The organism is Pararhizobium sp. P1_E7 (assembly GCF_056405855.1).
Map to the genome: position 1 here is coordinate 1 of NZ_JBFUBH010000053.1, position 19,270 is coordinate 19,270.

Below are 19,270 nucleotides of genomic sequence, written 5' to 3' on the forward strand. Positions count from 1 at the left end.
TCACCATCAACGGCACCAACGATGCGCCGGTGATGCTTGCCAACCAGACGGGCTCGATGACGGAAGACGTCAACGTTGTTGGCGGCAATCTAACGGCAAGTGGAGCAATCAGCGTCAGCGATGTCGATAACAGTCACACGCTCACGGTAACGAGCACACCAATCGGCCAACCGGTATGGAGTGCAGGGGCGCTGACCCAAGCTCAAATGAACACCCTGGCAAGCGGCTTCACCGCAAGCAATACTGGCTGGAACTATCAAGTTACGAATGCGCTGGTTCAGTTCCTTGATGCGGGCGAGACGCTGACGTTGAGTTATCAGGTTCTCGTCACCGACGACAAAGGGGCAACCGATAACGAGACCGTTACGGTCACCATCAACGGCGCGAATGACGGGCCGGTGGCCGCAAGTACCTGTGTGTGGCTGCCAAGCGATCCGGCACAAAAAGGGTTGGACTATGCGAACGGCTATCCGATGCACGCGTCGGTGCCGACGGATGTCGACGGCGAGAATGTCACCGTGACCGCAACCAATGCACCCAACGGTGTATTCTACTTCAACGGCAGCAGCTATGTCGCGGTCACAAACGGGACAGTCCTGTACAACCCGTCCGCAGGCGTCAATCTGCTGGACGATCTCGTCTATCGACCAACCGCTACCGTCAACGACACCACATCGGTAACACTCAATCTGCAAGCAAGTGACGGGACTGTGGCAACGCCATACTCAGTTGTCATAAATGAAGTCGCACCAAACCGCTTGCCCGCCACATCAGCCACAGTCGGTGACGGTAACAGTTCTTTGAACTCGGGGAATGATTTCCATACGACTCTGACCCTTTCCCAGGGGTTCGTCGATGGTATCAGTGGCAATTTGTCGGGGGCCACGATCAAGGTCCTGACTGATTTTCAGCAGGCTCCATTTGCTTCCCCGGTTCCGGTAGGCGAACGCGATCCGAACGGGTTCGGCGGCAACAGTGCGGGCAGTGCCCGTGAAAGGGAGTTGCAGGTTGAGCTCTGGATCGGCACCAACAAATTTGTCGTGGTCGAAGCAGATACGACTGCGGCCAAGTTTGAACAGAGCTGGTTCTTCGATTCAGCCTCCGGCAACATGGCGGCCACGGCAAACTACGCAAACATTTTCCTGCTGAACGGCGCCGGTGTTGCGACCTCCACGACACTTGCACAATTCCTGCAGAGTGACCCGGCCAGCGCCGGCGACCAATGGATATTGAACTATCGCGACAATAACGGCGGTAACTTCCAGGGCCGCTTGGCGCAATTTGAATTCTTCTACAACGATCCGGGTGATCCGGGGATCGTTGTTGTCGGCGACAACACCAAATCCAATCTTATCTACGGAACGTCCGGGAACGACAATCTCACGGGCGGAGCGCTCGACGATATCATTGAAGGCCGCGGTGGAAACGATGTGATCAACGGTGGAGGCGGCAACGATACGCTGAACGGTGGCGGCGGAAACGATATCGTCGACGGTGGTACGGGTATCGACCTCCTCGATCTGTCAGCAGCTTCATCCGGCGTGACATTTACATTGGTGCAGTCGGCGACCAATACCAGCGTCAACCTCTCCGGAGCCGGCCTGGGTATCGACATTTACCGCAATATCGAGGGGATCATCGGATCGGATCACGACGATATCCTGGGCGGTAGCGCGTTTGCCGATCAAATCCACGGCGGCGCCGGATCGGATCGGATGACCGGAGGTGGTGGCGCCGACACCTTCGTTATCGCCGACAATGAAACGCAGATCGGTATCGACGATGTCATCGCTGACTACAATGCGGCCCAGGGTGATGTCGTCGACCTGACGGCGCTGCTCAGCGATCTTCCAGTTGGGACCACGCTTGAGAATAACTTTGTCAGAGTTCAGGACGCTGGTGGAAACAACGCCACTTTGCAGGTCGATACGGACGGCAGCGCCGGAAACGGAGCCGGCTGGCAGACGGTAGCGGTACTGGAAAACTTCTCGGTGTCCGATGACGTCGTCAAAATCCTCTTCCACGAGAACGGCGTCAAGACCACGGGCGAGGTCTGATCCACGTTGAGGTGCTTTACATTCTTCAAGTTCATGTCAAACATGCAAACGCACTGGAAGTTCCGGAGGGGGACCTTTTGATGATTAAGTCTATCTTCGTCGCGGCTGTTATTGCCGCTACACCCATAGTCAGTCAGGCCGCCGACCTCGTGGTCGATGCTCAACCAATTGCCCGGCAATGTGCCGATTGGAACGACGCCTCTCTCACGACAGACCAGGATGTCGCCTTCCTCAAGAAGGAAGTCGTCGCGCGCATGGATCGCGCGATTGCGGTTGCGCAAGACCCGCAATGGATATCATCGACACGGCCGACCTTCGTATGGGCCTCGGAAACCAAGGTCGCCTGTGGAAAGGCATATGGGTATCTTCAATCCAATTGGCGTGACGAGGAATACATCGCCAAATGCGACTGCTTTCACGCCAAAATGCTAAGCTTCATGAACTGAGCGGGCAGGTCGCGGCTTCGGGGCCGTCCGCAATCAATACCCAGTTCGACATCAGGAATGCCGATGATTAGTGCATCGAGAACGCGCATGGCGACGAGATTGTTGCTTGCAGTCCTAAGCGCCATGACGTTTGCCTGGCTTGCGGGCTGCCAGGGAGCCACGCAGGATGTTCTTGACCTTGAGTCGCCGCAGGCACGCGAAGCGCGGCGGGCAGCGGCCCATCCGACCGGACCCCAGGAAACCGTCGGAAACGGCCCGACACGCGTTGGTCTGATCACTGCGCTTATGGCACCGGACGGCCAAAGCAAGCGGGAGCGGGATATCCGGGACGGCGCGGCGCTGGCCGTACACGAACTGGCAAGTACAGACTTGTCGTTGCTGGTGGAAAACACGGATGGTTCGCAAGAGCAAATGCGCGATGCGGCCAGGCGGCTTGGCGAGCAAGGCGTAAAACTCGTCGCCGTTTCGGTTGCCAGCGAGCCCGTCGGCGTCATCCGGGAGGCACTGGGGACGCATCATGTTCCCCTGCTCCTATTGCGCGCGGATGCATCGGGGAGTTCGCCTGATACTTTTTATTTCACCTCCGACCGCATAGACAGTGCAGTGGAAGGCGCCTCCTATGCCGCAGCCTCTGGGCGAGCGCATCTCCTCGTGCTCACCCCCCCAGATCTGACTGCGCGCGAGCGCCAACGGCTGGATCGTGGCCTCTCAAGCTATAAGATCAAGCCCGCTCTGGTCACAACAAGCGCGGCCACGTTCCCGGGAGATGCTGCCTCGGCGCCTCAGATCAAGGACACTGACGCTGTACTATTGATCGGCGCGACTGATGCGGATGTAGGGGTGCTCTCGCGCCTTCGCGCGAATGGGTACCTTAAGCCAAACGCTGTTGTTATCGGGAGTTCGAATTGGACGTCCGCTGCCTATAAACGTCCGGAGTTTGCTGGAAGCAAGCTTTGCCTATTTGGCCCAGAGGGCGGATCGCGCATGACAAAGGCCTACCTCCAGCGCTATGAGCGGACAGCTGGTGAGGATGCCGCCTATGGGTTCGACATCATAGCCCTGACGGCTGGACTTCTCCGCACCAACGGTCCCGACGGACTAACGGCAAAAAACATCAAATCGCCGAATGGCTTCCTTGGCGCCGCCGCCGCATTCCGCTTTGAAGCGGACGGTTCAGTCCGCAGAACCTGTTCTATCTACGATGTCCAGAGTGCGGATCTGAAACTGATTGATCCAGCACCGCGATCGTTTTAACGCCATGATAGACTGAAAGCTACGACAAGGGGCAAGCCGCTATTTTGCCGGAGCAGGGACAGAGAAACTGACTTTCTCGACATAATAGCGCGGGATGCTCATGCGATCGCGATTGCGGTAGAAATCGACACAGAATTCGACAAATGCCTTGAACCGCTTGGAGACATGTCGGCGGCGCGAATAGATCAGGTTGATTGCTGTCTTTGGCGAATTCCATTCGGCAAGCACGGGCAGGAGCAGGCCGGCCTGCCGCTCCGTCTCCACGAAGAATTCCGGCAGGTAGGCAATGCCTTCGCCCGCGACCGCGAAATACTTGATCGTCCAGTAGTCGTTGGTGGTGCAGGTCGCTGCCGGTAGCAGGTCGATCTCGGCCTCGCCCTCCCGCGTCAGATACCAGGATTGAAGCCGCGTCGGCTGGCGAAAGACCAGGCCGCGATGACCGGTCAGGTCGTCGGGGTTGGCCGGCGCGCCGTGCCGGGCGATATAGTCGGCGCTGGCAAAGAGGCCGTATGACGAAACCGAGAGCCGCCGGCTGATATAATCGACGTCGGAAGGCTCGCCCCAGTGAAAGATTCCGTCGAGCGCCTGCTCGGTGACATCGGAGAAGGGCTGCCGGGAACTCAGGAATACCACGTCGAGATTGACCTGCGGATATTGCTGCCGAAACGCGTAAAGCAGTTCGGAGGTAATCGTCGTGCCGAATTCGCCGGTCGAGCCGACCCTCAGCGTGCCTGCAACCTCCTGGCGCATCTCGGCCATCGCCGTTGCCGCGTCCTCGCAATTCGATTGAATGAGCCGGGCATAGCGCAGGAATTCGGCGCCAGCGTCCGTTAGGTGAAGCTGATGTCCCTCGCGCACGAAGAGCTCGATGCCGAACTCGTCTTCCAACTGGCGGATCTTGTGGCTGAGGGTCGATTTCGGCAGTCGGTGCAACCGCGAAGCCGCTGAAATCGAACGGGAATCGGCGACTTTTACAAAGCAGTCGAGAAGCGAAAGGTCCATTTTCGTCCAAAATCTTGGATGATATGTCCGACAAATACGCAATTTCGGCCCATTGTACAAACGAAATCAAACTGGGACTATTCACCGACGCTAAGGGAGAGGTATCAGTGAGCAACATCAGAGAATTCATCCGCGCAGCATCGGGCACCGGCGGCAAGGCGACATTGGCCATTCGCGGCGGCAGGCTCGTCAACGTCGTGTCGGAAGAGATCTATCAGGCGGACGTTGCGATCTATGGCGAGCGTATCATCGCCGTCGGCGACATCTCCGCCTATATCGGGCCGCAAACCAAGATCGTCGATGCGACGGGCAAGTATTTGACGCCGGGCATGATCGACGGACACCTGCACGTCGAGTGCTCGAAGATGTCGCTGACCAGCTTTGCCAAGGCTGTCGTTCCGCTCGGCACCACGTCGATCGTCACTGGCCTCGACCAGATCATCGTCGTCGGCGGACCGGACGCCGCGCGCGAATTCCTCGACGAAGCCAAGCAGACGCCGCTCAAGGTGTTCTGGGGTGCGCCCTGCAAAACCCCCTATACGATGCCGCGCTCAACCGTTGGGCACTATTTCAGCCCGGCCGACCACCAGGCCACGCATCACTGGCCGGAGTGCGTCGGTATCTGGGAAACGGTGCGTGAATTCATCCAGGAAGAAGACAGCGACGTGCTTGCTGCCCTTGAGTTGGCGGAAAAGAGCCGGTTGCCGGTCCTCGGCTGCTGCCCGATGACCCGCGGCGCGCGGCTGAACGGCTACCAGCAGTCCGGGGTGCGCGCCGACCACGAAAGCTATTCGCCCGAAGAAATGCTCGAGAAGCTGCGGGCCGGCATGCATGTCGTGGTGCGCGAATCCTCGATCTCCCACTTTCTCGAGGACAATCTGCGCATCGTCACCGAGATGGGCGCTAAGGCCTTGCGCCGCATCAGCTTCTGCACCGACGACGTCGTCGCCAGCGACATCCTGAAGCGCGGCCATCTCGACAACATGGTGCGCATGGCGATCGCCATGGGCATTTCGCCGATGGCGGCAATCCAGATGGCAACGATCAACGGTGCCGACGCACTGCGGATCGACGACAAGGTCGGCTCGATTTCGCCGGGTCGCGCCGCCGACATCCTGCTTGTCAACGATCTGCGCGAGTTCAAGATCGAAGCCGTTATCGCCAAGGGCGAGGAAGTGGCGCGTGCTGGCCGGATGGTTATCGATCTCGCGCCGCCGCAGCGCAGTGCCGCCTTGCTGACGTCAATGAAGGTGGCGCCGCTCGAGCTCGATGACCTCCGGGTGCGCTACACCGGCGCCGGTGACAGAGCCGAAGCGATGGCGATTGCCGTGACGCCGGAAAAGATCTTCGTGCGCACGCGCCGCGACGTCACGCTGGCGGTGAAGGATGGCTGCGTGCTCGCCGACCCGGCTAAGGATATCCAGTACGTCACCGTGGTCGAGCGCTACGGCAAGACCCGCAACCGGCCGGTTGCCTTTACCTCGGGCTTCGGACTGCGGGAAGGCGCAATTGCCAGCTCGACGGCGCCTGACGACAACAACATCATCTGCATCGGCGCGAACCCAGAAGACATGCGCATCGCCATCAACCACCTGATCGCCAACCATGGCGGCCAGGTGGTGGTCAAGAACGGCGAGGTCGTCGCCTTCCTGCATCTGCCAATCGGCGGCATCGTCTCCGATATCGAGCCGTGCGAAATGGCGGCGCTGGAGGAAGAACTGGACGACGCCGCGCGCGATCTCGGCTGCCCGCTGCCCTGGCCGTTCATGTACATGTTCGTTTTGCAGATCACGGCGATCCCTGAATATGCCATCACCGATCTCGGCGTCGTCGATTGCGTTCACCTCAAGGTGATCTCGCCGCTCGCCGGGAACGGTGGCGGGACGGAGCGGGTTGCCGCCGCGGAATAAACAGATAAAAAGGGGCCGGCACTGTCGGCCCCTTCGTCGTTTCAAAAAAAGGGGAACAACAATGAACTATCAACCGAAAACGGTGGAACCTGCTTCTGGCAAGGCCTCATGGCTCGCCAGCCTGCTTCACCGCTATTTCCAGATCTCGAAATTCGGATCGACCATCCGCACCGAGATTCTCGCCGGGCTGACCACCTTTCTCGCCGCATCCTATGTGATCGTCGTCAATCCATCGATCCTCGCGCATGCGGGCATCCCGTTCTCGGCCGGGGTCACCGCGACCGTGCTCGTCAGCTTCATCGGCAGCTGTGCCATGGGACTTTACGCGCGCAGCCCCATCCTCGTTGCGCCGGGCATGGGCATCAATGCGCTCTTTGCCTATACGATGGTCGTCGGTGCCAACGTACCGCTCGAGATCGCGCTTGGCTGCGTATTCTGGGCCGGGGTGCTCTTCACCATCATGGCCTTCTTCAATCTGCGGCAAACGATCATCGAGGCGATCCCGGTCGATCTTCGCTATGGCATCGCCTGCGGCATCGGCCTGTTCATTGCCCTGATCGGCTTCGAAAATGCCAAGTTCATCGTGGCCAATCCGGATACGATCGTCGCTTTGACGACATTCAATCCGGTCACGCTGACCTTCATTGCGGGCTTCATCCTGACGGTCGCCCTGGTCGTCCGGCGCGTGCCCGGCGCGATGATGGCCGGCATGATCCTTACCACCATTCTGGCCGTTCCGATCGGGCGCTGGTGGGGCGACGGCAGCGCCTTCTCGCCGGAAACGCCCGACGTTCATACGCTGGTCAACTGGAGTGGCTTCTCGGCCGCGCCCGACTTCAGCTTCATCGGCCAGATCGATCTCGTCGGCGCACTCAGCCTTGCCTATATTCCCTTCATCTTCGTGTTCCTGTTCACCAACTTCATCGAGGCTCTGTCGACCTTCCTCGGTCTTGCCGAGGCGGCCGATTTGAAGGACGAGCAGGGAATGCCGCGCAACATCAAGGAATCGATGCATGTCGATGCTGTCGCGGCCCTGATCTCGGCGCCGCTCGGCACCAGCCCCGCCACTGTCTATCTGGAATCGGGCGCTGGCATCGCGCAAGGCGGCCGCACCGGGCTCGTCGCATTGGTCGCCGGTCTCCTCTTCGTACCGTTCCTGTTCCTGTCGCCGCTTCTCTCGCTGGTGCCCGCAGTTGCCACGGCACCGGTCCTGATCCTCACCGGGCTCTTCATGTCCGAGCCGATGAGCAGGATCCGCTGGACCGATCTCGACGAGGCGCTTCCGGCCTTCCTTGCCATCGTCCTGATCCCGCTGACTTTCTCGATCACGCTCGGGCTGTCGCTGGCGATCATTTCCTATGTGCTGATCAAGCTGGTCTGCGGCCGCCCCGGCGATGTAAAGCCGGTGATGTGGTTTGTTGCCCTGCTCGCGACGGCGCTCGTCGCACAGATCCAGTAGACTGCCTGCCGGCGCCCCGGGCGGGCGCCGGTACCGTCTCCATTCGAAGGAAACTGTCATGCTTCAATCCTGGTCGAGGACCGCACCCGAGCTCGTCGACGTCGCCATGGGCCGCATACCCGCCGATCTGGTGATCCGCAACGGACGATGGGTCAACGTCTATTCCGGCGAGATCATTGCGCACACCGACATCGCCGTCAAAGCCGGCCGCTTTGCCTATGTCGGCGCCGATGCCAGCCATACCATCGGCAAAGACACCAAGGTCGTCGATGCCGCTGGGCGCTATCTGGTGCCGGGGTTCTGCGATGCGCATATGCATGTCGAAAGTGGTCTCGTCACCGTCACGGAATTTGCACGCGCCGTCATTCCGCACGGCACGACGACGATGTTCATCGATCCGCACGAGATCGCCAACGTGCTCGGCCTTGCCGGCGTGCGGCTGATGAACGACGAGGCGCAGAGCCTGCCGATCAACGTCTATGTGCAGGTTCCAAGCTGCGTGCCGAGCGCGCCAGGCCTTGAGACGGCGGGTGCTGAGCTTTCGGCCAAGGACGTGGCCGAAGCCCTGAGCTGGCCGAACATCATCGGCCTTGGCGAGATGATGAACTTTCCGGGCGTCGCCGCAAACGATCCGAAAATGGTCGCCGAGATCGCGGCAACCCAGGATGCGCGAATGACCGTCGGCGGACACTACGCCTCGCCACATCTCGGCCGCGAATTCCATGCCTATGCCGCCGGCGGACCGGCAGACGATCATGAAGGCACCACCGTCGAGGACGCAATTGCCCGCGTGCGGCAGGGGATGCGGGCCATGCTCCGGCTTGGCTCTGCCTGGTACGACGTCGCCGCGCAGGTCAAGGCCATCACCGAGCGCGGTATCGACCCGCGCAATTTCCTGCTGTGCACCGACGACAGCCATTCCGGCACGCTCGTCCACGACGGCCACATGAACCGCGTCGTCCGGCACGCCATTGCGCAAGGGTTGAAGCCCGTGACCGCTATCCAGATGGCGACGCTCAATACCGCCCAGCATTTCAGCCTCGAGCGCGAACTTGGCTCGATTGCGCCGGGCCGCCGGGCCGACCTTATCGTGACGTCGGACTTGGCAACGCTGCCGATCGAGATGGTGTTTGCGCGTGGTGAATTGCTGGCCGAAACGGGTGCTCTTGTGGCCGACATTCCACCCTTCGTCTATCCGGCAAGCGCGCGCGACACCGTTCATCTCGGCAAGACCCTGACGGCACGGGACTTCGATATCCGGCATTCTGCCGATGCTTCGAATGTGCGGGTAAATGTCATTGGAGTCGTCGAAAACCAGGCGCCGACACGAGCCCTGCAGGCGCAACTTGCCGTCAATGCGGGCCTGATCGACATGGACCGTGGCAACGACGTCTGCCAGATCGCCCTGGTGGAGCGCCACCGTGCCACCGGCGAGGTGGTCAATGCCTTCGTTTCCGGCTTCGGTTACGATAGTGATTGCGCGGTCGCCAGCACCGTTGCCCATGACAGCCACCACATGATCGTGGTCGGCACCAACAAGGACGACATGGCGCAGGCAGCAAACCGCCTGCACGAAGCCGGCGGCGGCATCGTCGTCATCAAGGGGGGCAAGGAACTGGCGCTGGTCGAGTTGCCGGTGGCCGGGCTGATGTCCGATCAGCGCGCCGAGATCGTAGCTGACAAGGCAGCCGCGATCGTCGAGGCGATGCGCACCTGCGGCTGCAAATTGAACAACGCCTACATGCAGCATTCCCTGCTGGCGCTTGTCGTCATTCCCGAGCTGCGCATCTCCGACAAGGGACTGATCGACGTCCGCACCTTCCAGAAGGTCGATGTCGTACTTGCATAGCGGGATTGGCTCACCGAACATCGGCCGCCGGCAGGGAGCGGCCGATGAACCTCTTCCTGGTCGACAGCAATGACGGTTCCGTTGGGGATCAGGATATCAGTTATGGCTTTCGATATTCCTGGGAACGGCCTCCCGATCGAGAATCCGCTCCAGCGACGGCGCAAGGCGCAGAAGCTCGCGCGTGTATTCGTGCTTTGGCGCGACAAACAGGGTTTCAGTCTCGGCGAGTTCGACGATCTCCCCCGACTTCATGACGGCGACGCGGTCGCACATCTGGCGGATCACTGCCAGGTCATGGCTGATGAACAGCATGGAGAGGCCGGCGAGATCACGCAGGTCCTTGAGGAGGTTGAGAAGCTGCGCCTGTACCGAAACGTCGAGCGCAGACGTGGGCTCGTCGCAGATCAACAGGGAGGGACGCGGGCCGAGCGCCCTCGCGATCGCGATGCGCTGGCGCTGGCCGCCGGAGAAGGCATGGGCAAAGCGGAGCCCGGCGTCGCTTGGCAGGCCGACCGCTTCCAGGAGCGTGCGAGCATCCTGTTGTGCCTCGCCGGCATTGGAAGCGAGCTTGTAGAACAGGATCGGCTCGGCGATGGCCGCGTTGATGCGAAGCCGCGGGTTGAGTGCGGAATAGGGATCCTGAAACACCATTTGCAGCGACTGGCGCACCGAGCGGTTGCGTTTGCCGCCGAGCGCTTCCCCTTGAAAATCGATCTCGCCTGAACTCTGGGTGACGAGGCCGGCGATTGTGTTGGCGACCGTCGTCTTGCCGCAACCCGATTCGCCGACAAGGCCGAAAATCTCGCCGCGGCGGACGTCGAAGGACACACCCTTGACCGCCTTGAACACCGAGGCCTTGCGGCCGGGCAGCAGCGACCCCTTGCCGTATTCGACGCACAGATCACGCACGTTCAGGACGATTTCGTCGCTGCGGCCGGCACTCCCCTTATCGTTGTTGCGGCGCACGGCATCCCGCGCTTCCAGGGTTGCCTTTGTTTCCTCGCTCGGAACCGGCAGACGGTCGAGGCGCGTGTCAATCGGTGGAACCGCCGAGATCAGCGTGCGGGCATAGGGCGCCTTCGGTTCAGTCAGCACGGTGCGTGCAGGACCGCTTTCGACAATCGCGCCGTTTTGCATGATGGTGACGCGGTCGGCTATTTCGGCGACGACGCCCATGTTGTGGGTGACGAGCAGCACGCCGACGCCGCGCTGGTCGGCGAGATCGCGGATAAGCTTGAGGATCTGCGCCTGCACCGAAACGTCAAGTGCCGTCGTTGGCTCGTCGGCAACGATCAATTTTGKGGCGCAGGCAAGGGCGGTGGCAATGACCACGCGCTGGCGCTGGCCACCCGAAAGCTGGTGCGGATAGCTGCCCAGCCGGCGCTCCGGTTCGGGAATGCCGACGGCCTTCATCAGTTCAAGCGCGCGTGCGCGCGCCTCGCGCCCACTGATCTTCATATGGGCGAGCATACCCTCGCACAATTGGCTTTCGACGGTAAACAGCGGGTTGAGGCTGGTCATTGGATCCTGGAAGATCGCCCCGACATCGCGCCCCGGAACGATACCTTCGGTACGCCCGGTACGCAGGTCGATCGGTTTGCCGGCAATGTTGATCGAGCCGGAAACGATCTTGCCGGGGGCCTGCAACAGGCCCATCAGCGCATTGCCGACAGTGGTTTTGCCGGCGCCGGATTCGCCGACGAGTGCGTGGATCTCACCAGGCTGGATGGTCAGGTCGAAATTGTCGACCGCCGTCAGCGTCGTGCCGTTGGCAAGCGGATATTCGACCCTCAGGTTGCTGATGTCGAGGACGAGGGGAGGGGAGTTTGTCATCAGCGCGCCATCAGTTTTGGGTTGAAACGATCGCGCAGGTAATCTCCGACGACGTTGACCGCGAGAACGAGAATGACCAGCACTGCCGCGGGCATCACCGCGATCCACCACAGGCCGGAGAACAGGAACTGGTTGCCGATGCGGATCAGTGTGCCGAGCGAGGGATAGGTCGGCGGCATGCCGGCGCCGACGAAGGAAAGCGTTGCTTCGGTGAGGATTGCGCCGGCAAGGTTGATGGTGGCGATAACCATGACCGAACTCATGACATTGGGCAGAATGTGGCGCCCCATGATACGGCCGGACGGCAGGCCTATCACCTTGGCGGCGCGCACATAGTCGCGCGAGACCTCGACCATGGTCGAGGCGCGCACCGTKCGGGCATATTGCACCCATTCATTCACGGAGATCGCAAAGATCAAAATGAGGGGCGCCCAGGCGAGCACCGTGTCCGCACCGAGTTGCGCGCGGGCGATGCCGCTGATCAGCAGAGCAACGAGAATGGTCGGGAAACTGACGAGCACGTCGGCGATGCGCATGACGATACTGTCGAGGATGCCACCAAAATAACCGGCGATCAGCCCGAGGACGACGCCGGTCACAGCGGCGAACAGAACCGCGCCGATGCCGATCAGCACCGAGATTCTGAGCCCGAACAGGATGACCGACACCAGGTCACGGCCCTGGTTGTCGGTGCCAAGCAGGAAACGCGGGTCGCCGCCATCCACGAAGACCGGCGGAATTTCCATGTCCATCAGCGAATAGGAGGAGACGTCGCGCGGGTCCATCGGCGCGATCATCGGCGCGAAGACGACAAGGATCAGCAGGGTCGCTAGAACGAGACTGGCGATCATCACGGAAACCGGGGGAAGCCGGTGCAACAGGGATTGCCGGGTCATTATCGCGTCCTCAGCCGGGGGTCGATGAAGGTGTAGAGAATGTCGACGATCATGTTGATGAACACGAAGAGAAAGCCGACGAACAGCAGATAGGCCGACAGGACAGGGACATCCGGATAGCCGACCGCATTGGTGAACAGCAGCCCCATGCCCGGCCATTGGAACACGGTTTCGGTGACAATGGCGAAGGCGACAAGCTGGCCGATCTGCAGCCCGGTGACGGTGACCACCGGCATCAGCGCGTTGCGCAGCGCCAGTTTGCCGTAGATGTAGGATTTCGGCAGGCCGCGCGCGAAGGCGAAGCGAATGTAGTCGGAGGAGAGGACGTCGATCATTTCCGAACGCACCAGCCGCATGATCAGCGTCAACTGGAACAGCGCCAGCGTAATCGACGGCAAGATCAGGGATTTGAGGCCTGAGACGGTGAGGAACCCGGTCTGCCAGAAGCCGAGATCGACCAGGTCCCCTCGACCGGACGAGGGCAGCCAACGCAAGTTGACGGCAAAGACCAGGATCAAGAGGAGCCCGGTCACGAACGTCGGCATGGAGATGCCCATCAGCGTTGCCGATTGCATGAGGCGGGTCAGTATCGCATTGGGCTTCAGCGCCGACAGCACACCGAGCGGAATCCCGATCGCAAGCGCCAGAACGGTGGCGACCATGACGAGTTCCAGCGTCGCCGGAAGACGGCCGAGCAACAGGCCGGAGACCGGCTGCTGATAGCGGAAGCTGGTGCCGAGATCGCCATGCAGCACCCGCCAAACGAATTCGACGAATTGAACAACCAGCGGCTTGTCGAGGCCGAGGGCGAAGCGAAGGGCATCCTTTTCCGCCTGGGTGGCGCCTTCGCGCACCATTGTCGCGACTGGATCACCGACGAAACGGAACATGATGAAGGCAATGGCGGTCACCGCAATCATCACCAGGATGGCTTGAAACAATCTTGCTGCCAGAATTCTGATCATCGGAAAAACCTCTTCCGGCAGGGCGCGGGGCAGACCTGTGGTCGCACTACTGCCTCCTGTCGTCCAACTATCGGAATGCGGTCCAAGTCGGACCGAAACCGCTGAAGTCCGCCGGGATTGTCGCCCCGGGCAGAATGCGCGACCCAGTGATACTTTATCATTTATCTCTGGGTCGCGCCTCGGGAAGAACCCGGGATTTTAGTTCATATGTGCGAACCATGGACGAACATATTCGTCCGGGAACTGCGGGATTTCGACTTCCTTGCTCATCGCCCAGGCCACCGGCTGCTGATGCAGCGGCAGATACAGCACCTGGTCGTGGGTAATCCGGAATGCGTCCTTCAGCATGCCAACGCGCTTGGCCTCGTCGAGTTCGACAGATGCGGCGCGCGCCAGCTTGTCGATTTCCGGATTGGACAGGCCGTTGGTGTTGCTGCCGCCGAACGTGCCGTCATTTGTCGCAAGCAGCGCCTGCAGCACGCTGTAGCCGTCCATTGGCGGCAAAGAGGCCCAGCCAAGCATGAAGATGTCGAATTCGCCCTTGTCTGTCCGAGGGAAATAGGTCGTTTTGCTTTCGACGCTGAGCTCCGTCTGGACTCCGACCTTCGCCCACATGGACGCGATCGCCAGGCAGATCTGTTCGTCGGCGATATAGCGGTCGTTCGGGCATRCAAGCTGTACCTTGAACCCTTCCGGATAACCGGCTTCGGTCAGCAACGCCTTCGCTTTCTCGGCATCATAGGGCAGTGGCACATCGATGGACTTGTCGTAGCCGGTTACCTCCGGTGCCACCAGCATACCGGAAATCCGGGATTTTCCGCGCATCAGCCGCTTCTGGATCGTGTTCATGTCAATAGCGTGCCACAGCGCCTGGCGTACCTTCAGGTCGAGCAGGGGATTGGCCTTGCCCGGCATGGTGTGCAGCTCCGGCCGGAAGCTGAATGTAAGAAAGATTTCGCGAAGCGCCGGGTTTTCTACCACTTTCAGTCCTTCGGTACCGCTGATACGGTCGATATCCTGCAGCGGGACCGGCGCGATCATGTCAAGCTCGCCCGACAGCAGGGCCGCCACGCGGGTGGCGTCCGAGGCAATCGGACGGAATTCTACACCCGTCAGATTGTGCTGCGGCTTGTCCCACCAGTTTTCATTGACGGCGAAGACGGAACGCGAATCCGGCTCGTAGCTCACCAGTTTGAATGGGCCGGTGCCGTTGGCGTGGTTGGCGGCGTAGGTGACGACGCCCGTGGTGGTGTTGCCGGGCTTCAGCGCCTGATGCTCCTCCATCCACGGCTTGCTCATCATGTAGATGGCAGCAAGATCATTGAGCAGCAGCGGGTAGGGGCCCCGCAGGATGAGATCGACTGTATAATCGTCGACCTTTTCCACGCCGGTCACCGCGGTGAGGTTCTCCCGGTTGCGTGCGCCAGGATCGATCTGGCGCTGGATGGTTGCGACCACGTCGTCGGCATTGAACGGCTGCCCCTCATGGAACTTGACGCCCTGTCGCAGCTTGAAGCGCCAGCGGGTTGGCTCGATCACTTCCCAGGAGGTGGCGAGAGCCGGCTCGAGGACCAGGTCCTTGTTGCGGCGGACCAGCGGGTCGAACACCATGTGATGCACGCTCTGGGTGAAACTGTCGACCTGGGCATTCGGATCATACGAGATGACGTCGCCCGCGGATGACCAGCGCAGCGTCTTGGCAACGCCCGGCGTTGCAAGCGGGATGAGGATGGCAAGCCCTGCCAAAAGGGTTTTCATATAGGCGTTCACAGCACGCTCCCATTTTGATGTATACGTATTGTTGACATTTTTAGATACTAATTGTTCCCAAAATGACTGTACATGTCGTGTGTACAATATCAAGATAGCAGAAGTGGTATTTGGCTGTGCGCGCAAAAAAAGATCGCGTGCGGTATTCAGGGGAGAATTTGATGACGACGTCCTTGCTGATCGAAAACGGCGTGGTGCTGACGATGGACGCAAACCGGCGCATTCTCGATGGCGGTCATGTGCTGATTGAAGACGGACGCATCGCTGCGATCGGGACGGGGAGCCTTCCGAAGGACGTTCAGGCGGAGCGGATCAATGCTTCCGGCATGGTGGTCATGCCGGGTCTCATCGACACGCACGCGCATGCGGGACATATGCTGACCAAGGGGCTGGGCAGCGAATCCGAGGACTGGATGAGCGTCACCGGCCGTATCTACGCCCAGGCGACTGATCCGGAATTCTGGGCGGCGGAGGCGGCTTTGTCGGCGGCCGAGCGAATCCGGTGTGGCACGACCACCGCGGCGCTGCTCTTTGGCGGCGGGCCGGATATCATGCGCAGCGAGGCACCGGAGGCGGCCGAGGCGCATCTCGCCGCCATGGCCGCAATGGGCGTTCGGGAGATTCTTGCCGTCGGCCCGAACAGGCCGGGCCCAAAGCATCTGTATCGGCATTATAGCCAGACTGGGTATACGGAGGCCATCGTCTCTCCTGACTTGCAGCTCGACGTCGCGRCACAGCTGGTGGACGATTGGGCGAGGCGGGACGACCGCCTGCGGGTGGTCTTCTCCCTGCCGGTGTTTGATGCTCACGAACTTCAGGACGAAACAGTATACACATTGGCGCGCAAGACGCGCGATCTCGCGCGGGAGAGGGGCGTCCTCCTCGTACAGGACGGCCATCGCGATGGATCCATTGCCGCCAATGATGCGCGGCTTGGCCTGTTCGACGACCGATCGCTGCTCGCCCATTGCATCGATCTGACCGAGGAGGATCGGGCGGTCCTGAAGCGCACCGGCGCCAAGGTGGCGCACAATCCGAGCGCGCTGATGTCGCTCTATGGCCGCTGCCCGGCGCCCGAGCTTATGGGGCAGGGCGTCGTCGTCTCGCTGGGCACCGATGCCGCAGCCCCTGACCGGTCCTTCGACATGTTCCGTAACATGTTCCAGGCGCATCGCTACCACGCGCGCCATTTCGGTGATGATACGGTTCTGCCACCTCTGCAACTGCTGGAGATGGCAACGATTAACGGAGCGCACGCATTGTCGATGGAGGACGAGATCGGCTCACTCGAAATCGGCAAACGCGCCGACGTGCTCCTCCTCAACATGCGCCAGCCTCACCTGTGGCCACCACGCGATCCGGTGCAACGCCTGGCCCGTTTCGCCAATGGGGCAGATGTGGACACGACCATTGTCGGCGGGCGCGTGCTGATGCGCGGGCGCCGACTGATCGGGCAGGACGAGGGCGCGATCCTCGACCGCGCCGAACGGGCCTTCCGGCTTGCAATGAAACGCGCCGGGCTCCCCAATGCATAAGGGGCACCCAGAGGCAAGCGATAGGAGCAAATGATGACCGGAGACATGCTTGTACGCAATGCCCGCCCGTTCGGTGGACCGCCGCAGGACCTTCATATCCGCGACGGCCGGTTCGCTTCGGCAAATGCCGATCGGACTGCGTTCGAGATCGACGCGGCCGGGCATATCGCCTTGCCGGGACTTGTCGAGGCGCACACGCATCTCGACAAGACGCTTGTCGGCATGAACTGGTTCGAGAACCGGGTCGGCCCGACCCGCAACGACCGCATCCTCGCCGACCGCAAGGCCAAACGCGATCTCGGCATCGACGCACGCCGGCAATCGGCCCGCCAGATCATGCAGACACTTTCCTATGGCGTCTTGCATATCCGCAGCCACGTCGATGTAGATACGGAGATCGGCCTCGCCAATATCGAAGGCGTCCTTGAAACCCGGGAGGGACTGCGCGACCTGGTCGATGTCCAGATCGTTGCTTTTCCGCAGAGCGGCATGTTGCCGCGCGAGGGCACGTTCGAGCTGATGGAGGCGGCCTTGAAGGCGGGCGCGGACATCGTCGGCGGCATCGATCCCGCGACCATCGAACGCGATCCGGTGCGTCATCTCGATGCGATCTTCGCGCTTGCGGATCGTCACGGAAAACCGGTCGACATCCACCTGCATGAACTTGGTGAGCTGGGCGCCTTCTGCCTCGAACTCATCATCGAGCGTACCCGCGTCCTGTCGCTGCAAGGCAAGGTGATGGTCAGCCATGCCTATTGTCTCGGCATGTTAGAGCCCGATAGGCAGCGGACGCTGATCGAGGCGCTGGCGGCGGAGCGGATCGCCGTGATGACGGTTGGCAGCCCTTCGGCTCCGGCCTTGCCGCTGCGCCTGATGCGCCAATGCGGCGTCATGGTCGCCTCCGGCTCCGACGGCATTCAGGGGACGTGGGAGCCCTGGGGCAACGGCGACATGCTGGAGCGGGCAAAATATCTGGCGCAGCGCAATGGCATGGCCAAGGATGAGGATCTTGCGGAAGCCGCCCGTGTCTGCACCTTCGGCGGTGCCGAGGCCATCGGTATCGACGGTTACGGCTTCTCTGAAGGCTGCTTCGGCGACCTGGTGCTGGTGCGGGCACGGACGTTGGCAGAAGCGGTGGCGCTGACACCGCAGAAACGCACCGTTATCCGCCGCGGCCGCATACTGGTGCGCAATGGAGCACCCGTTGGAGGTCTACTGCCCGTCGAATGAGTTCATCTCAATCGAGTCAAGCAGACATGTTTTCGATCGCGCGTGCCAGCGTCAAGCCTCGCTTTGCGGAATGTCCGCACGTGCCAGACATTGCCGCCGGGCGATGCCTTTACGGCTCGGGTCATGCAGTGGTAGTTGTCTTCAATTCACGGCTTGGCAAGCGCTTGCAAAGCATACAATCGGCAACACCCTTAGGACAACCATGACCCCCAAATTCCGCGAGAACAAACAGAAATCGGCGGTATCCAAATCTGATGCGGTGTACCGAACCTTGAAGCGCGCCATTCTCGATCAGGCCCTGGCCGCAGGTACGAAACTTCCCGAGGATTCGATCGGCGAGCGGCTCGGTGTCAGTCGCACAATTGTGCGGCAGGCTCTGGCCCGGCTCAATGGCGAGGGTCTGATCGAGTTGCGCCCACACAAGGGGGCTTGCGTCAGCCAGCCCAGCCTTGAGGACGGCCGAAACATTTTCGCAGTGCGCCGCACATTGGAGACTTTGGTGGTCGACAGCCTTATCGGCAAGCTGACGGCCCAGCAGATCAAGCAGCTCGAAGCGCATGTGGACGCCGAAGACAATGCAAGGCTTGAGAACCCGTCGACCTCGATCCAGCTCGCCGGCGAGTTCCATGTCCTGCTCGCAGAGCTGACGGAGAACGGTATCCTGTCTCGGTATGTCACCGAACTGGTTTCGCGCTCATCCATGATCCTGTCGCTCTATGGCCGCCCTCATTCCTCCGACTGCGCCGTGTCAGAGCATCGCGAGCTGATTGCCGCCCTGGCGCGCAATGATCGGGAAAAAGCCTGCGAATTGATGGACCATCACATCGAGGCCATAACCACGCGCGCGCTGCTGAAGAGCAGTTCGGAAAGAGACTTTCCGGACCTTCTCGCTGCCTACGCCAAGGAAGAGGGCCTCTAGGCCGCTTCCGATCCCCTGCTAGCGCAGCGAGCCGATGACCTTGGTTGGCCATGTCCTAGAACGTCAAAAAGCCCCGGGACATTTCTGTCCTGGGGCTTTTTGATTTGGTTGCGGGGGCAGGATTTGAACCTGCGGCCTTCAGGTT

General features: G+C 61.0%; 14 protein-coding genes. 9 read left to right on the forward strand and 5 right to left on the reverse strand.

Annotated features, from left to right (window positions below; translation table 11 throughout):
* The 3 genes from AC1D17_RS23700 to AC1D17_RS23710 all read left to right on the forward strand — a co-directional run.
* Window positions 1-2,057 (forward strand): type I secretion C-terminal target domain-containing protein (locus AC1D17_RS23700; protein WP_477567754.1); only part of this gene is annotated, 2,057 nt, incomplete at its 5' end.
* An 11-nt stretch (window positions 2,058-2,068) separates the two neighbouring features.
* Window positions 2,069-2,503 carry a hypothetical protein gene (locus AC1D17_RS23705; RefSeq protein WP_477567755.1) on the forward strand — a complete coding sequence of 145 codons (435 nt, stop codon included), beginning with the start codon at window positions 2,069-2,071 and terminating at the stop codon, window positions 2,501-2,503.
* A gap of 87 nt (window positions 2,504-2,590) precedes the next feature.
* A complete protein-coding gene (locus AC1D17_RS23710) occupies window positions 2,591-3,757 on the forward strand; it encodes an ABC transporter substrate-binding protein (RefSeq protein WP_477567756.1) in 1,167 nt (388 codons plus the stop codon).
* Window positions 3,758-3,796: 39 nt separating this feature from the next.
* Here the strand turns inward: AC1D17_RS23710 and AC1D17_RS23715 are convergent, their stop codons facing one another.
* Entirely contained in the window at window positions 3,797-4,759 is a 963-nt protein-coding gene (locus AC1D17_RS23715) for a LysR family transcriptional regulator (RefSeq protein WP_477567757.1), read from the reverse strand.
* A gap of 107 nt (window positions 4,760-4,866) precedes the next feature.
* On the opposite strand from AC1D17_RS23715, the gene AC1D17_RS23720 reads away from it, so the two are divergent.
* The 3 genes from AC1D17_RS23720 to ade all read left to right on the forward strand — a co-directional run bounded on the left by AC1D17_RS23720 (window position 4,867) and on the right by ade (window position 9,977).
* The gene (locus AC1D17_RS23720) at window positions 4,867-6,669 is read left to right on the forward strand and encodes an adenine deaminase (protein WP_477567758.1); all 1,803 of its coding nucleotides are present in this window, start codon (window positions 4,867-4,869) and stop codon (window positions 6,667-6,669) included.
* A gap of 61 nt (window positions 6,670-6,730) precedes the next feature.
* Window positions 6,731-8,128 (forward strand): NCS2 family permease, encoded by a 1,398-nt coding sequence (locus AC1D17_RS23725; RefSeq protein WP_477567759.1) that lies wholly within the window; start codon window positions 6,731-6,733, stop codon window positions 8,126-8,128.
* 58 nt (window positions 8,129-8,186) lie between these two features.
* Entirely contained in the window at window positions 8,187-9,977 is a 1,791-nt protein-coding gene (ade, locus tag AC1D17_RS23730; protein ID WP_477567760.1) for an adenine deaminase, read from the forward strand.
* Between the two features lie 96 nt (window positions 9,978-10,073).
* On the opposite strand, the gene AC1D17_RS23735 is transcribed toward ade, so the two are convergent.
* From AC1D17_RS23735 to AC1D17_RS23750, 4 genes are all read right to left on the reverse strand, one after another.
* Window positions 10,074-11,810: a dipeptide ABC transporter ATP-binding protein gene (locus tag AC1D17_RS23735; RefSeq protein WP_477567761.1), complete on the reverse strand. Its 1,737-nt coding sequence runs from the start codon at window positions 11,808-11,810 to the stop codon at window positions 10,074-10,076.
* Entirely contained in the window at window positions 11,810-12,706 is an 897-nt protein-coding gene (locus tag AC1D17_RS23740) for an ABC transporter permease (protein ID WP_477567762.1), read from the reverse strand. The genes AC1D17_RS23735 and AC1D17_RS23740 overlap by 1 nt, the downstream gene beginning before the upstream one ends.
* Complete coding sequence (locus AC1D17_RS23745) at window positions 12,706-13,671, reverse strand: ABC transporter permease (RefSeq protein ID WP_477567763.1); 966 nt, start codon at window positions 13,669-13,671, stop codon at window positions 12,706-12,708. The genes AC1D17_RS23740 and AC1D17_RS23745 overlap by 1 nt, the downstream gene beginning before the upstream one ends.
* A gap of 198 nt (window positions 13,672-13,869) precedes the next feature.
* Window positions 13,870-15,441: an ABC transporter substrate-binding protein gene (locus AC1D17_RS23750; RefSeq protein WP_477567764.1), complete on the reverse strand. Its 1,572-nt coding sequence runs from the start codon at window positions 15,439-15,441 to the stop codon at window positions 13,870-13,872.
* A 161-nt stretch (window positions 15,442-15,602) separates the two neighbouring features.
* Between AC1D17_RS23750 and AC1D17_RS23755 the strand changes: the two genes are divergently transcribed.
* The 3 genes from AC1D17_RS23755 to AC1D17_RS23765 all read left to right on the forward strand — a co-directional run bounded on the left by AC1D17_RS23755 (window position 15,603) and on the right by AC1D17_RS23765 (window position 19,125).
* Complete coding sequence (locus AC1D17_RS23755; RefSeq protein ID WP_477567765.1) at window positions 15,603-16,976, forward strand: amidohydrolase family protein; 1,374 nt, start codon at window positions 15,603-15,605, stop codon at window positions 16,974-16,976.
* A gap of 33 nt (window positions 16,977-17,009) precedes the next feature.
* The gene (locus tag AC1D17_RS23760; RefSeq protein ID WP_477567766.1) at window positions 17,010-18,206 is read left to right on the forward strand and encodes an amidohydrolase family protein; all 1,197 of its coding nucleotides are present in this window, start codon (window positions 17,010-17,012) and stop codon (window positions 18,204-18,206) included.
* Between the two features lie 202 nt (window positions 18,207-18,408).
* Window positions 18,409-19,125, forward strand: a complete 717-nt coding sequence (locus tag AC1D17_RS23765) for a GntR family transcriptional regulator (protein ID WP_477567767.1) — start codon at window positions 18,409-18,411, stop codon at window positions 19,123-19,125.
* The last annotated feature ends 145 nt before the right edge of the window (window positions 19,126-19,270 follow it).

Coding starts and splice junctions, on each gene's coding strand:
- AC1D17_RS23760 (WP_477567766.1), top strand. CDS start 17,010: ATGACCGGAGACATGCTTGTACGCAATGCCCGCCCGTTCGGTGGACCG.
- AC1D17_RS23725 (WP_477567759.1), top strand. CDS start 6,731: ATGAACTATCAACCGAAAACGGTGGAACCTGCTTCTGGCAAGGCCTCA.
- AC1D17_RS23710 (WP_477567756.1), top strand. CDS start 2,591: ATGGCGACGAGATTGTTGCTTGCAGTCCTAAGCGCCATGACGTTTGCC.
- AC1D17_RS23745 (WP_477567763.1), bottom strand. CDS start 13,671: ATGATCAGAATTCTGGCAGCAAGATTGTTTCAAGCCATCCTGGTGATG.
- AC1D17_RS23765 (WP_477567767.1), top strand. CDS start 18,409: ATGACCCCCAAATTCCGCGAGAACAAACAGAAATCGGCGGTATCCAAA.
- ade (WP_477567760.1), top strand. CDS start 8,187: ATGCTTCAATCCTGGTCGAGGACCGCACCCGAGCTCGTCGACGTCGCC.
- AC1D17_RS23715 (WP_477567757.1), bottom strand. CDS start 4,759: ATGGACCTTTCGCTTCTCGACTGCTTTGTAAAAGTCGCCGATTCCCGT.